This is a genomic window from Burkholderia sp. Bp8986 (assembly GCF_003854225.1).
GTDB lineage: Bacteria > Pseudomonadota > Gammaproteobacteria > Burkholderiales > Burkholderiaceae > Burkholderia.
Genome location: NZ_QTQM01000015.1, coordinates 31,427 through 45,597, shown reverse-complemented (window position 1 = coordinate 45,597; position 14,171 = coordinate 31,427). Strand labels below are relative to the sequence as shown.

General features: G+C 70.7%; 10 protein-coding genes. 3 read left to right on the top strand and 7 right to left on the bottom strand.

Annotated features, from left to right (window positions below):
• The first annotated feature begins 9 nt into the window (after positions 1-9).
• From DID99_RS15845 to DID99_RS15835, 3 genes are all read left to right on the top strand, one after another.
• Entirely contained in the window at positions 10-2,913 is a 2,904-nt protein-coding gene (locus tag DID99_RS15845) for a winged helix-turn-helix domain-containing protein (protein ID WP_124667162.1), read from the top strand.
• A gap of 165 nt (positions 2,914-3,078) precedes the next feature.
• Positions 3,079-4,974: an amidohydrolase gene (locus DID99_RS15840; protein WP_124667161.1), complete on the top strand. Its 1,896-nt coding sequence runs from the start codon at positions 3,079-3,081 to the stop codon at positions 4,972-4,974.
• Positions 4,975-5,053: 79 nt separating this feature from the next.
• Entirely contained in the window at positions 5,054-5,725 is a 672-nt protein-coding gene (locus tag DID99_RS15835; RefSeq protein WP_124667123.1) for a phosphohydrolase, read from the top strand.
• Positions 5,726-5,870: 145 nt separating this feature from the next.
• On the opposite strand, the gene DID99_RS15830 is transcribed toward DID99_RS15835, so the two are convergent.
• The 7 genes from DID99_RS15830 to DID99_RS15800 form a co-directional block, all read right to left on the bottom strand.
• A complete protein-coding gene (locus DID99_RS15830; protein ID WP_124667122.1) occupies positions 5,871-6,983 on the bottom strand; it encodes an alkene reductase in 1,113 nt (370 codons plus the stop codon).
• A 162-nt stretch (positions 6,984-7,145) separates the two neighbouring features.
• Entirely contained in the window at positions 7,146-8,363 is a 1,218-nt protein-coding gene (locus tag DID99_RS15825) for an MFS transporter (protein ID WP_124667121.1), read from the bottom strand.
• A 184-nt stretch (positions 8,364-8,547) separates the two neighbouring features.
• The gene (locus tag DID99_RS15820; protein WP_124488027.1) at positions 8,548-8,880 is read right to left on the bottom strand and encodes a hypothetical protein; all 333 of its coding nucleotides are present in this window, start codon (positions 8,878-8,880) and stop codon (positions 8,548-8,550) included.
• Positions 8,881-9,021: 141 nt separating this feature from the next.
• Positions 9,022-9,939, bottom strand: coding sequence for a LysR family transcriptional regulator (locus tag DID99_RS15815; protein ID WP_044847103.1), 918 nt, complete (start codon positions 9,937-9,939; stop codon positions 9,022-9,024).
• Between the two features lie 71 nt (positions 9,940-10,010).
• Positions 10,011-12,272 carry a molybdopterin cofactor-binding domain-containing protein gene (locus DID99_RS15810; RefSeq protein WP_124667120.1) on the bottom strand — a complete coding sequence of 754 codons (2,262 nt, stop codon included), beginning with the start codon at positions 12,270-12,272 and terminating at the stop codon, positions 10,011-10,013.
• The gene (locus DID99_RS15805; protein ID WP_044847105.1) at positions 12,272-12,772 is read right to left on the bottom strand and encodes a (2Fe-2S)-binding protein; all 501 of its coding nucleotides are present in this window, start codon (positions 12,770-12,772) and stop codon (positions 12,272-12,274) included. The genes DID99_RS15810 and DID99_RS15805 overlap by 1 nt, the downstream gene beginning before the upstream one ends.
• Positions 12,769-14,052 carry a cytochrome c gene (locus tag DID99_RS15800; protein ID WP_124667119.1) on the bottom strand — a complete coding sequence of 428 codons (1,284 nt, stop codon included), beginning with the start codon at positions 14,050-14,052 and terminating at the stop codon, positions 12,769-12,771. The genes DID99_RS15805 and DID99_RS15800 overlap by 4 nt, the downstream gene beginning before the upstream one ends.
• Positions 14,053-14,171 lie beyond the last annotated feature (119 nt).

Genomic DNA, 14,171 nt, shown 5'->3' with positions numbered 1-14,171 from the left:
GAGGCGGCCATGATCCAGATCGGGAATTTGTCGGTGGATTTCGAGCAGCGCGACATACGCGACCACGGTGCGTCGTTGCGTATCGGCGCGCGTGCGCTCGACATACTGGAAGTACTGCATCGCGCGAACGGCTCCCTCGTATCGAAGGACGACATCATGGACGCGGTGTGGCCGGGCCTGATCGTCGAGGAGAACCGGCTGCAGGTGCACGTCGCGACGTTGCGCAAGGCGCTGGGCCCGAACCGCGACCTGATCAAGACGGTGCCGGGCCGCGGCTACCTGCTGATCGCGCATCCGCCGGTCGCGCACGCGGTGGCGCCGCGCGCATCCGAGGTTGCGCCCGAGGTTGAGCCCGAGGCGGCCGCGGCACCCCATCCGGCGCCGCTCGTCGGGCGTCAGACCGAGATCGGGCAGATCGTCGACATGCTCGAGCGGGCATCGGTCGTCACGCTGGTGGGCGCGGGCGGCATCGGCAAGACGAGCCTGGCCGAGCGCGTCGCGCATGAACTGCGCGGCCGCGCCGGCGAGCGCGTGCTGTTCGTGGAACTGGCGCGCGCGGCGACGCGCGACGACGTGCTGCGCGCGATCGGCGCGGAACTCGGGCTCGACGCGGATGGCGTGCCGGCCGTCGAACGGATCGGCGAGGCCTTCGCCGCGTCGCGCGGCCTGCTCGTGCTCGACAACGCGGAGCACGTCGTCGACCTGGCGGCCGACCTCGTCGAAACGCTGACGTCGCACGCCGCGCCGCTGCGCGTGCTCGTGACGAGCCGCGAGCCGTTGCATATCTCGGTCGAGGCCGTGTTTCGCGTGAGTCCGCTGGCGGTGCCGGACGCCGATGCCGGCGTCGACGAGATCGCGCGCCATTCGGCCGTCGAGCTGTTCCTCGCGCGGATTCGCGCGGCCACGCCCGATTGCGCGGTCGATGCGGCCGGCATGCGGCTGATCGGCGACATCTGCCGGCGCCTCGACGGGCTGCCGCTCGCGATCGAGCTGGCCGCCGCGCGGGTCGCGACGCTCGGGCTCGAGGTCGTCGCGGCGCGTCTCGACGACCGGCTGAACCTGCTGACGGGCGGGCTGCGCTCGGCGTTGCCGCGCCACCAGACGCTGCGCGCCACGTTCGACTGGAGCTACGTGCTGCTGGATGCGGCCGCGCGGTCGCTGTTTCGCCGGATGGCCTGCTTCGTCGGCCCGTTTACGTTCGATGCCGCGCGTGATGTCGCGATGGACCCGGGCATGCCGTCCGCCGAAATGATCGCGCTGCTCGGCGAGCTGGTCGCGAAGTCGCTGGTGACCGTCGAGTTCAACGGCGCGCAGGCGCGCTACCGACTGACCGAATCGACCCGCGCGTACGCGCTCGAAAAACTGCACAACGAAGGCGAGTTCGACACGGTCGCCGCACGTCATGCGCGCTACGAACGCGAGCAGGCGGATGCCGCGATGGCGGCCCAGGCCCAGGCCGCGCATGCGGCCAGCCTGGGTGCCGGCGCGGGCATCGCGCCGCTGCGCGAACTCGCGGTGGCCGGGCCGCCGGCCGCGGAAATCGACGCGCTGGCGCATGCGTTGCTCGAACCGGCGCGCATGCGCGAAAGTTCGATCCCGGCGAGGCGCGCGCTCGACGCGCTCGATGCCGGCGCCCACGGCGCCGTCGACGCGGCACGCGAGATGCGCCTGCGCGCGGCCTACGCGGCGGCGCTGCTGCATACCGACGGCGATACGCACACGGCCGCCGCGACGTGGGACAGGACGCTCGGTCTCGCCGGCCGGATCGGCGACGAGGCGTTCGACGCGCGCGCGCTGGTCGGGCTGTGGAACACGATGCTGACGCGCTCCGACATTCATGAATCGCTGCGCTACGCGACGCGCTTCGAGCGGGCCGCGGAGCGGCGCGGCGACCGGCCGCAGCGGCTGCTGGCGGACGCGATGGTCGCGACCTCGCTGCATTACTTCGGCGAGCATGCGCAGGCGCGCGAGCGGCTGGAGGCGGCGACGGCCGAGCTGGCCGTCGCCGGCGAGCCGCCCTGTGCTCAGGCGGCGCTGGGCATCGACGTCGCGACGCTCGGCCGGACGATGCTGACGCGGCTCGTCTGGCTGCAGGGCGATGCGGAATATGCGATGCGGCTGGCCGCGCAGGCGGTCGAATGCGCGCGCCGCAGCGGCTCGGCGCCGGCATTGTGCGTCGTGCTCGGCGCCGCGGCCGTGCCGATGGCGTTGTCCTACGGCGATCATGACGCGATTTCCGATTATCTGGAGACGCTGCGCTCGACCGCCGATGCGCACGGCTTCGACATCTGGCGCAGCCATGCCGAGTGTCTCGCCGGGCAGTTCGACATGCAGGCCGGCCATCCCGGCGCCGGGCTCGCGCGGCTCGAGCCCGCGCTGCGGCGCATCGAAGCGAGCGGCTTCCGGCGCCTGCTCGCGCCGCTGGTCGTCGCCTACGCGGAAGGGTTGACGCGCACGGGCCGCGCGGCCGACGCGTGCACGAAGCTCGACGCGACGCTCGCGCGCTGCCGCGCGCACGGCGAGCATCTGTTCGTGCCGGAACTGCTGCGCGCGAGGGGGCTGGCGACGCTCGAACAGGCCCGCACCGCCGACCCGGATCTCGCGATCGCGTGCGAAGCCGACGGGCACCGTCATCTGCTGATGGCGATTCATGCGGCGAACGGCCAGGGTGCCGCGATGTGGGCGCTGCGCGCCACGCTGGATCTGGCCGATCACCTGATCGAGCGCGGGCGCACCGCGCAGGCGTCGTCGCTGGTGGCCGACCTGTCGGGGCATGTCGACCCGCAATCGCGGGCGTTCGACGTGCGCCGCCTGGCGCGCCTGCAGAACTTCGTTCGCCCGGAGACGGCTGCGCCGACGGGCCTGACGCGCAGGCGACGCGAGGCGGCGGATGCGATGCAGTCGGCGGCGTAACGGCGTGCCGGGCCCGCGCCGGGCGCCGTCGCGTCCGCGCGCCGCGGCGCGGCGGCCTGATCGTGCAATGTTCAAGGGGGAAGGGATGGTCGGTGTATCGTCAAACCGGGTGCATGCCGCGTGCGGCCGCATGCCGGCGTTCGGCGCGAGCAGGGGGGGCTGACGGTGCTCGACACGACGGCATTCGCCGAAGCGGCGGACCTCATCGTCTACAACGGCAAGATCGCGACGCAGGACGCGCGGCAGTCGTTCGTGACCGCGCTCGCGGTGAAGGACGGCCGGATCCTCGCGAGCGGCAGCGGCCGCGACGTGCTGCGCCATGCGCGCGACGGCACGCCGCGCATCGACCTGAACGGCCGCACCGTGATCCCGGGGCTGAACGATTCGCACCTGCACATGATCCGCGGCGGCCTGAACTTCAACCTCGAGCTGCGCTGGGACGGCGTGCCGACGCTGGCCGACGCGCTCGGCATGCTGCGCCGCCAGGTGCTGCGCACGCCCGCGCCGCACTGGGTGCGCGTGGTCGGCGGCTGGACCGAATTCCAGTTCGCGGAAAAGCGCGGGCCGACGGTGGCCGAGCTCAACGCGATCGCGCCCGACACGCCGGTCTTCATCCTGCACCTGGGCGACAGCGCGCTGCTGAACGCGGCCGCGCTGCGCGCGATCGGCTACGGCCGCGACACGTCCGATCCGCCCGGCGGCGAGATCCAGCGCGATCGCCTCGGCCGGCCGACCGGCATGCTGATCGCGCGCCCCGACATGGGCATCCTGCATGCGGTGCTCGAGCGCGCGCCGAAGCTCGGCCACGACGACCAGATCAATTCGACGCGGCATTTCATGCGCGAACTGAACCGTTTCGGCGTGACGAGCACGATCGACGCGGGTGGCGATTTCCAGGCCTATCCGGACGACTACGCGGCGGTCATGGCGCTCGCGAAGCGCGGCGAACTGACGGTGCGCATCGCGTACAGCCTGTTCGTGCAGCAGGCGGGGCGCGAGCTCGACGACTACGCGCGGTGGGTGACGCTGGCCAAGCCCGGCGACGGCGACGCGTTCCTGCGGATGAACGGCGCCGGCGAACTGCTGGTGTATTCCGCAGCCGATTTCGGCAATTTTCTCGAACCACGCCCCGACCTGCCCGACGCACTCGAGGCGGAACTGGCCGCCGTGGTCCGGCTGCTGGTGCGGCACCGCTGGCCGTTCCGACTGCACGCGACCTACGACGAATCGATCGGCCGCTTCCTGAACGTGCTGGAAGCCGTGAACCGCGAGCTGCCGTTCGACGGGCTGCGCTGGTTCTTCGATCATTGCGAGACGATCTCGGATGCGAACATCGCGCGCATCGCCGCGCTCGGCGGCGGCGTGACGGTCCAGCACCGGATGGCGTTCCAGGGCGAGTACTTCATCGCGCGCTACGGCGCGGAAGCGGCCGCGCGCACGCCGCCGATCCGCGCGATGCTGGCGGCCGGGCTGCCGGTCGGCGCGGGTACCGATGCGACGCGCATCGCGAGCTACAACCCGTTCCTGTCGCTGTACTGGATGGTGTCCGGGCGCACCGTCGGCGGCACGGCGCTTTATCCCGAATGGAACCGGCTCGGCCGGATGGAAGCGCTGCGCCGCTATACGGTCGGCAGCGCGTGGTTTTCGAACGAAGACGATCGCAAGGGCGCGCTGGTGCCCGGCCAGTACGCGGATTTCGCCGTGCTGACGGACGACTACTTCACGATCGACGAGGCGCAGATCAAGACGCTCTCCTCGGTGCTGACCGTCGTCGGCGGCAAGGTCGTGCATGCGGACGACGAGTTCGCGCCGCTGGCGCCCCCGCCGTTGCCGGTCAGCCCCGCGTGGTCGCCGGTGGTCGAATTCGGCGGTTTCGGCCGGCGTCGTCCCGCGGCGGCGGCGTCGCTGCGCGCGGCGGGCGGCGGCAGCGCGGATGCCGCCCGCGCGGACGCCGGTGCCGTGCGCGGCCCAGCGGTGCGTTTCGCGCGGCGCCTGCAGGTGGCTGTGCGGGAAGTCGTCGAGCAGTGCGAAGCATTCGGTTATCCCGGCGTCGCCTCGTAGGCGGCAGGTCGGCGGGCCGGCGCGTGCGGCCCGATGAACAGACAATTTTCCGCCCCGGCGCGGGGCAGAAGGAGACGAGATGAGTGGAGCGCCGACGTGCGCACCCGCCGATGACGAAGTCGCCGGCGTTCGCATTCCGCGGACGCCGATGGCGATCGAAGCGGCCGAAGCGGCGTGTGCATCGTTGCCGCCGGTGCTGACCGGTCACGCATGCCGGGTGTTCGTCCTGGCGTCGCTTGCCGCGCGCCGTGCCGGCGAGACGCTCGATGCCGATGCACTGTACGTGGCCGCGATGTACGCGAACATGGGACTGAGCCCCGCCTATTGCCGCTCGAGCGCGCGCTACGAGGTCGACAGTGCCGATGCCGCGCACGCGTTCCTGCTGCGGCATCACACGTCGCAGCGCCAGCGCGACGACGTGTGGCGCGCGATCGCGCTGCATACGACGCCCGGTGTGGCGGCGCGCGTCTCGCCGCTGGCGTGCGCGCTGGCCGAGGCTGTGGCGGCGGACCTGATGGCGAGCGGCTTCGACGCGTATTCGGCGGACGAGCGTCGGGCGCTGCTCGCCGCATATCCGCGCGAAGACGGGTTCGGCGACGCGTTCCTCGATGCGGTCGCACGTGGCGTCGCGCACCGGCCGGCGTCGACGTTCGGCACGTGGAGCGCCGATGTGCTCGAGCGTGCCGACCCGGATTTTCAGCGGCCGAATTTCTGCGGGCGCGTGCTGGGTGCGCGCTGGAAGGACGTTTGACGGCTTCGTTCCGGAGCCGGCGGCGCGAGCTTGCCGCGGCGGCAGCTTGGCCGCTGTTGCGGTGCCTGGGTGCCTGGGTGCTCAGGCGCTCAGACGTCCATGCGTCCAAGCGTCCAAGCGCCCAAGCGCCCAAACGTTCAAACGTTCAAACGTTCGCGCCCGCCGCGTCATGACGCGCGTAGTCGACATAACCCGCGCGGTCGCCGCCATACCAGCCGACCGGCTTCGGCGCGGCGAGCGGCGCCTTCGCCGCGATGCGCTCGACGAGATCGGGGTTCGCGATGTAGGCGCGCGCGAACGCGACGAGATCGGCATCACCCGCATCGATCAGCGCATTCGCGGCCTCCGGCGCGATGCCGCCGTTGACGATCAGCGTGCCGCGGTACGCGTTGCGCGTGTTCGCGACGATGCGCGGCAGGTCGGGTTCGCCGCTCCAGCCGTTGGTGTCCGCCGCGTGTACATAGGCGACGCCGGCTTCGTCGAGCATGCGCCCGACGTAGGCGTACGTCGCATCCGGATCCGCGTCGCGCACGTTGTTGTACTTCGCGTACGGCGAGATGCGCACGCCCACCCGGTCGAGCGGCATCACGCCGCCGACCGCGTCGACGATTTCCTCGAGAAAGCGCGCGCGGTTCGCGACCGAGCCGCCGTAGCGGTCGTCGCGGCGGTTCAGCGTCGACGACAGGAACTGGTGCGGCAGGTAGCCGTTGGCCGCGTGAATCTCGACGCCGTCGAAGCCGGCCGCCTTCGCGCGCAGCGCCGCCTGGCGGAATTCCTCGACCGTCGCGGCGACCTCGTCGGTCGTCATCGCGCGCGACGGCGTCGCATGAATCTTCGTGTAGTAGCCGTTCTGCAACTGCGCCCACACCTGCAGCTGTTCGAGATCGTCGTTGACGCCGGACGGCGACAGCGGCGCTTCGCCGCCGAGCAGCGTCAGCGAGCTGACCCGGCCGCCGTGCCAGAGCTGCGCGAAGATGCGCCCGCCGTTCGCATGAACTGCGTCGGTGACTTGTTTCCAGCCGGCCGCCTGCTCGTCGGTGACGAGCCCGGGCGTCAGTTCGAATGCCGCGGAGGCCGGGCTGACGTTGGTCGCCTCGGTCACGATCAGGCCGGCGGATGCGCGCTGGGCGTAGTACTCGGCCATGAGCGCGGTCGGCTGGCCGCGCGAAGGCGCGCGAGAACGCGTCATCGGCCCCATCACGATACGGTTGGGAAGCGGCAGGCCGCGCAGATCGTAGTTACCGAGCAGGGTAGACATGATGAATTCCTTTTGCGTGGAGCAGGGCGGCGCCGCGGATCGTGCGGCCGTGGCCGGTGTCGCGGCGGGCCCTGCGGAAAGTCGGAGGTGACGTGCCGGCAGCGTTCCAATGGCGTGAGCGACCCGAGCGGCGTTCGCGCGTGAACCGGTGCCGGCGCCGGTTCAAGCCTGGGCGTGGCGTTGCGCGTGCGGCCGCCCGATCACGAGGTAGTGGGCGAGCGCGACGATCGGGAACGCGCCGGCGACGGCCGCGACGAGCGGCCAGCCGCCATGCTCGTACAGCGGGCTCGCGAGCGCGGAGCCGACGGCGCCGCCGACGAAGATGCTGGTCATGTACAGCGCGTTCAGGCGGTTGCGGCTCGCCGCATGCAGCGCGTAGATCTCGCGCTGGCCGAGCACCATGTTCATCTGCACCGCGAAGTCGAGCACGATGCCCGTGACGACGAGGCCGTACAGCCCGGCGCCGTGGACCAGTGCAACCGCATACGACAGTGCGCCGGCGACCAGCGCGATCAGCGTTGCCCGCACCGTGTGCCCGGCATCCGCGAGGCGGCCGGCGACGGGCGCCGACGTCGCGCCGATCGCGCCAACCAGCGCGAACAGGCCGATGGCCGATTGCGACAGGCCGTAGTGACGCGTGAGCTCGACCGGCACGGCGGTCCAGAACAGGCTGAACGACGCGAACATCAGGCCCTGGTAGAACGCGCGATGGCGCAGCACCGGCATCGTGCGGACCAGATGCAGCAGCGAGCCGATCAGTTCGAAATAGGTCGCGCGGTGATCGGGCTGGCGCGACGGGATCGTCAGCGCGAGCACGGCCGTCACGAGCGTCATCAGCACGGCGGCGGCGGCGAACACGAAGCGCCAGCCGAACGCGTCGGCCACCACGCTCGACAGCGGGCGCGCGAGCAGGATGCCGAGCAGCAGCCCGCTCATGATCGTGCCGACCACGCGGCCGCGCGAATGATCGGGCGCGAGGTGCGCGGCGAGCGGCACCAGGATCTGCACGGCGACCGAGCTGAAGCCGATCAGCAGCGAGATCGCGAGGAACGGCCCGGGCGTATGCACCATCGCCGCCGCCGCGAGGCTCGCGATCGACACGACGGCGGTCGTGATCATCAGCTTGCGGTTCTCGAGCAGGTCGCCGAGCGGCACGATGAAGAACAGGCCGAGCGCGTAGCCGATCTGCGTCAGCGACACGATGAGGCTCGCGGTCGCACCGGACATGTGCAGGCTCGGCGCGATGAGTTCGGTGATCGGCTGCGCGTAGTACAGGTTCGCGACGATCGCGCCGCAACTGAACGCGAACAGCAGGATGAGGCCCTGCGTGAGCTTGGCCGCGTGCCCCTGGGGCGCGAGCGGGGTGGATTCTGCTGACATGGTCGACTCCTTCGAAAGAGATGTCGGGTGCCCGGTCGTCGGGCGGATGATGCGGTGTGGGTCGCGGCGAAACGGAAGCCGCCGCATTGCCGTCAAGATTATTGATCGATCGATAACAAGGGAATACGGCCGCCGCGCAATCGAGCATTGCGCGGCGCGCAAAGGGGGCGGATCGCGGGCGGCGTCATGCGCGTCCGCCGCGGCAGGGATCGGCCGCGAACCGCATGCCGGTGACGGCGAGCCCGGCCGCGGCGGGCGCGCAGGTGGACGCCGGTGGCGGCGAGCCTGGCCGACGCGAGCGCGCAGGCGGACGCCCGGGGGCGGCCAGATGGCCGCGCAACGGTTCGCCGTGCGTGTCGGGAAAGGTGGTCAGGCGGCGCAGTACCGCGACCGCGCCGCCCTGAGCGGGCGACGGCCGGTCGCGACGTTCGTGGACGGCGGCCTCGCGGCCGATGCAATTCAGCGTGACGGCGGCAGCCAGGCCCGCGATGGAGCCGCCGGCGATCGCGATCTTCATGATGGCCTCTCGTCGCGGGCCTCCGGCGCGGATATCGCGGATCGCGAAGCCCATGAAACCAGTCTGGATCGCGCGGGCTGAATTGTCCTAAAACGCCGCCTTAAATCACTTGATTCATGCGCTGCGCGATGCGGGCGGCCTTCAGCCTCGCTGGCCCTGCAGCGTCGGGATCTGCGCGAACAGGCCGGCGAGCCAGTCGACGAAGACCTTGAGCTTGACGGGCGTGTGCCGGTTGGGCGGATACAGGATCGAGATCGGCCGCGGCGGCGTGTTGAAATCGGTCAGCACCTCGCGCAGGCGTCCCGATTTCAGGTACGGCTCGACCAGGTACAGCGAGGTCTTGATCAGGCCGATTCCCGCGACGCCGCATGCGATGTAGGTGTCGGCGTCGTTGACCGCGACCGTGCCGCACATCTGGATGATGCGCGTCTCGCCGTCGACGACGTAGTCCCACGGCCGCGGCCGGCCCGTATCGGCCGACATGTGGCTGACCGCGATGTGCTGCGCGAGGTCGTCCACCGTATCGGGTGCGCCGCAGCGCTCGAGATACGCGGGGGCCGCGCAGGTGCAGGTGGTGAGGCTGCCGATCCGTTTCGCGACCAGCCCCGAGTCGTCGAGCGCGCCGATGCGCACGACGCAATCGACCCCTTCGCCGACGAGGTCGATCTGCCGGTCCGTCACGCCGAGTTCGACCGAGATGCCCGGATGGGCGGCGAGGAATTCGGGCAGCGCGGGCACCATGATCTGTTTCGCCATCGCCGGCGGCAGGTTCACCTTCAGGCGGCCGCGCGGCACGTTGCGCGCCTGCGAGACGGCCGCTTCCATGTCGTCGATCTCGCGCAGCACGCCGACGCAGCGTTCGTAATAGGCCTGCCCGTCCTCGGTCAGCGAGATGCGTCGCGTCGTGCGGTTCAGCAGCCGGCAGCCGAGATGCTGTTCGAGCGTGCTCAGCAGCGCGGACACGCGCGGCGTCGTGAGCCCGGTGGTGTCCGACGCGCGCGTGAAGCTGCCCGTCTCGACGATGCGCGTGAACACGCGCATCGAAAGCAAGGTATCCATCGTTCAGAAATCTCCAGCCTGTCGGGTTGCCGGCGCCGGTCCGTGCCGGCGCGGTCGGTTGTGAGGTGCGGCTATGCGTCGATCCGTTTCCTGAGCGAATCGCCGGCGAACGGCATTTCGCGCATGCGCTGGCCGGTCGCGTCGAAGATCGCGTTGGCCAGCGCGCCCGCGGTCGGCCCCATCGACGCCTCGGCCGCGCCGAGGAACGGCGCACCGGGGCGATTGATCAGATGCACCTTGATGCTTTGCGGGGCCGAGCCGAACCGCAGGATCGGATAGCTGCTCCAGTCGAAACTGCGAATGCGCTGCGTATCGTATTTCAGCGCCTCGTACAGTGTCCAGCTGGCGGCCTGCACGATGCCGCCCTCGATCTGGTTGCGGATGCCGTCCGGCGACACGACCTGGCCGGCGTCGACCGCGACTTCCGCGCGATCGAGCGTCACGTGGCCCGTCTCCGGCTCGACCGTGATCTCGATCGCGATCGCGACGTAGGCCATCAGGTTCTTGTACTTGCCGAACGCGAAGCCGACGCCGCGATTGCGCGCGCGCGGCGGCCGCGGCCAGCCGAACCGGGCCGCGGCGAGCTGGATCACCTGCCGCGCGCGAGGGTCCTGCATGTGGCGCAGGCGGAATTCGACCGGATCGACGCCGGCCGCGTGCGCGAGCTCGTCCATGAAGCTCTCGATGGCCCACACGTTGGTGTGCGCGCCGAGCGAGCGCATCGCGGAAGTCTGCAGCGGCATCGTCGGCGAGAAGTTGTTGACGATGTGCATGTTGGGCAGCGCGTAGAGCGGGATCGCGTTGCGATCGCCGCCGCCCTCGGGCTGCAGCATCGGCGTCGACGGCGCGGACACGAACGGCGGCTCGAGCATCCGCGCGGGCAGCAGCCGGCCGGCGTTGACGATGCGCTCGTTGTGCGAACTGCTCCATAGCGCATAGTTCCAGTCGACGATGCGACCGCCCGCGTCGAGCGACGCGCTGAGCTCGGTGACCATCGCCGGCGTGAAGTGGTCCCACGTATGTTCCTGCTCGCGCATCCATTGCACGCGGATCGGCTTGCCGGGCATCGCCGCCGCGATCAGCGCCGCATGCGCAGCCGCATCGTCCGCGCCGTTGTGCCCGTAGCAGCCGGAACCCTCGGTGTGAATGCAGCGCACGCTCGCCTTCGGCAGCGACAGCATCTCGGCAAGGGCGTCGCGCAGCGGGTACACGCCCTGCGAGTGGGTCCACACCGTCAGCGTGCCGTTCTCGAGATGCGCGACCGAACACGACGGCCCGATCGAGCCGTGCAGCAGGTAGTTCTTCAGGAACGTGGCGGACAGCGTCTTCGTCGCAGGCGCGGTGGGCGCATGCGTGTTGGCGATTTCGATGCGCTGGGTCGCGATCCGCTTGAGCTCCGCGTGGACCGTCGCGCGATCGGGCAGCGCGCGGCCGCCGGACCAGCGGCAGCTTGCGGCCAGCGCGCGCTGCGCGACGACCGCCTGCCATTCGCCGTGCGCGACGACCGCGAGCATGCTGCCGTTGCGCACGATCCGCACGACGCCCGGCATCTTCAGGATCGCGGCTTCGTCGAACGACTGCAGTGCCGCGTCGTACACCGGCGGCATCACGACGCGCGCGTGCAGCATGCCCGGCAGTTCCATGTCCTGCACGTAGCTGACGCCGCCCGTGACCTTGTTCGGGATGTCGACGCGCGGCAGCGACGTGCCGATCACGGTGAACGTGGCCGGGGGCTTCAGCGGCGAGGTCGGCGTCGCGTTGCGGTGCAGGTCGACGGTGCGCACCGCGTCGCCGTAGCGCATCGTGCGGCCGTCCGGCGCCTTGATGACGGCATCGGCGACGGTGAGCGTGCGCGGATCGACGCCGAACTGCTTCGCCGCGCCGTCGACCAGCAGCCCGCGCACCTGCGCGGCGGCGTTCAGCAGCGCGGAGCCGCTGTCCGCCATCGTGTGGCTGCCGGCCGTCAGGCCCTCGTCCGGCGACGCGCCGGTGTCGGCGGTCAGGAACGTGATCAGCGAGGGCTTCATGTTCAGCTCCTCGGCGGCTACCTGCAGCAACGCGGTGCGCACGCCGGTGCCGAGCTCGACCTTGCCGGTAAACACGGTGACCTTGCCGTCGGGCGCGATCTTGATCCACGCGTCGAGCAGCGGGTTGGTCTTGAGGCTGCCGGCCAGCGTTTCGGTGGCCTTGGCGACGTGGACGGCGGCGCCTTCGTCCGCGATCACGACTTCGGCGGCCGCGCGCGCGGCCGGCGCGAGGCTGAACGCGACGAAGAGCGCGCCGGAGACCATGAAGTGCCGGCGGCCTTCGTCGATGTCGTCGGGTGCGTTCATCAGATTCCCTTGCTGATCATGACCGGCGCGGCGGACGGTTCCGGCTCCGGCAGGCCCGCGACCTGGCGCACGGCGGCCAGGATCCGCATGTGGGTGCCGCAACGGCACAGGTTCGGTTCCATGTGGGTGCGCAGCTCGCGTTCGGTCGGTTTCGGGTTGCGTTCGAGCAGCGCCTGCGCGCGCATGATCATGCCCGCGATGCAGTAGCCGCACTGCGCCGCCTGGTGGTCGATGAACGCCTGTTGAAGCTTGCCCGGATGGTCGGCCGTGCCGAGGCTTTCGACGGTTCTGACGCGGCGCTCGCCGAGCGCGGCGACCGGAATCAGGCACGAGAACATCGGCTTGTCGTCGACGATCACGGTACATGCGCCGCATTGCCCGAGGCCGCAGCCGAATTTCGCGCCGTGCAGGTGCAGGTCGTTGCGCAGCGCGTACAGCAGCGGCGTCGACGGGTCGATGTCGAGCGTGTGCCGCACGCCATTCACGGTGAGGGCGATCATGGTGCGCGGTCCTCCTTTCTGAGCTTCGCGGCTAGGGTGTCGATGCCGCTCCATGCGGGGCGATCGGAATACGTCTCGCGCAGGTAGGCGGCGAGATCCGCGATCTGCGCGTCGTCGTACTGGTCGAGGTACGACGGCATGTAGTTCAGCGTGTCCTCGCCATGCCAGCCGATGCCGTTGAACATCATCTGGATCGCGTTGCGCGGCGTGTCGGCATGGATGGCCGTGCTGAACGCGAGCGTCGGCCGCTCCCCGATCGACTGCATCGGCGAGGCCGGCCCGTGACACTGCGCGCACGACGCCTGGAACAGCACCGCGCCGCGCTGCGCGGCCGGCGTCGTCGGGCCGTGTTCCGCAGCGGCCGTCGTTGCGGGACGCGCGGCGGCCGGCTTCTGGATGGACAGGATGTACGCGGCGATCGCCTCGACGTCTTCCGCCGGCACCGTCGCGAGATCGCGCGTGACCGGCAGCATCGGTCCGGCAGCCGCGCCGTGCTCGCTCGCGCGGCCGGTGCGCAGGTACGTGACCAGTTGCGCTTGCGTCCACGGCCGGGCCGCGTTGCCGAGCGTGTTGAGCGGCGGCGCGTCCCAGCCGTCGACGATGCCGCCGTCGAACGCCTTGCCGGCCTGTTCGCCGCCGATCGCGTTCAGCGGCGAATGGCAGGACGCGCAGTGCCCGAGGCCGTCGACGAGCATCTTGCCGCGATTCCATTGCGCGGATTGCGACGGATCGGGCTGGTACGCGCCCTCGCGCAGGAACAGCACGTTCCAGAGCGCGACCAGCGGCCGGAAGTTGAGCGGGAAGATCAGGTCGTTCGCCGGCGTCTTCGTCTGCACCGGTTCGCGCGTCATCAGGTACGCGTATGCGGCCTCGATGTCCTGGTCGGACATCCGCGTGAAATGGATGTACGGAAACGCCGGGTAGAGCGGATGGCCGTCGCGGGCGATGCCGCTGCGCAGCGCCCGCGCGAACGCGGCCTGCGACCAGCGGCCGATGCCCGTGTCGGCATCCGGCGTGATGTTGGTCGCGTAGATCGTGCCGAACGGCGTCGCGAGCGGCAGGCCGCCGGCGAACGGCTTGCCGTCCTTCGCGGTGTGGCACACGACGCAGTCGCCGAGCGCGACGACGCGTGCGCCCGCGCGCACGAGCTGCGGATCGAAAGACGTGCGCGCGGGCGGATCGACCGGCGCGATCGACGGCCGGACCATGATGCCGATCGCGACCGCGAGACCGACGACCGCGACAACCGCCGCGCCGAACCAGAGTCGTTTGTGCTTCATGCGTACTCCGCGCGAACCGGTTCATCCGGCGTCATGCAATCGGCGTGGCACGGGAACGGACGCCGGCCAGGCCGGTTGCCCGCTGCGGCGCGCACCGGTGTGGCGTAGCGCGCGGGCCG

Bases quoted from the DNA above. Each gene is read 5' to 3' on its own strand.
- DID99_RS15805 (WP_044847105.1), bottom strand. From the start codon at position 12,772: ATGATCGCCCTCACCGTGAATGGCGTGCGGCACACGCTCGACATCGAC.
- DID99_RS15800 (WP_124667119.1), bottom strand. From the start codon at position 14,052: ATGAAGCACAAACGACTCTGGTTCGGCGCGGCGGTTGTCGCGGTCGTC.
- DID99_RS15815 (WP_044847103.1), bottom strand. From the start codon at position 9,939: ATGGATACCTTGCTTTCGATGCGCGTGTTCACGCGCATCGTCGAGACG.
- DID99_RS15835 (WP_124667123.1), top strand. From the start codon at position 5,054: ATGAGTGGAGCGCCGACGTGCGCACCCGCCGATGACGAAGTCGCCGGC.
- DID99_RS15845 (WP_124667162.1), top strand. From the start codon at position 10: ATGATCCAGATCGGGAATTTGTCGGTGGATTTCGAGCAGCGCGACATA.
- DID99_RS15830 (WP_124667122.1), bottom strand. From the start codon at position 6,983: ATGTCTACCCTGCTCGGTAACTACGATCTGCGCGGCCTGCCGCTTCCC.
- DID99_RS15825 (WP_124667121.1), bottom strand. From the start codon at position 8,363: ATGTCAGCAGAATCCACCCCGCTCGCGCCCCAGGGGCACGCGGCCAAG.
- DID99_RS15810 (WP_124667120.1), bottom strand. From the start codon at position 12,272: ATGAACGCACCCGACGACATCGACGAAGGCCGCCGGCACTTCATGGTC.
- DID99_RS15820 (WP_124488027.1), bottom strand. From the start codon at position 8,880: ATGAAGATCGCGATCGCCGGCGGCTCCATCGCGGGCCTGGCTGCCGCC.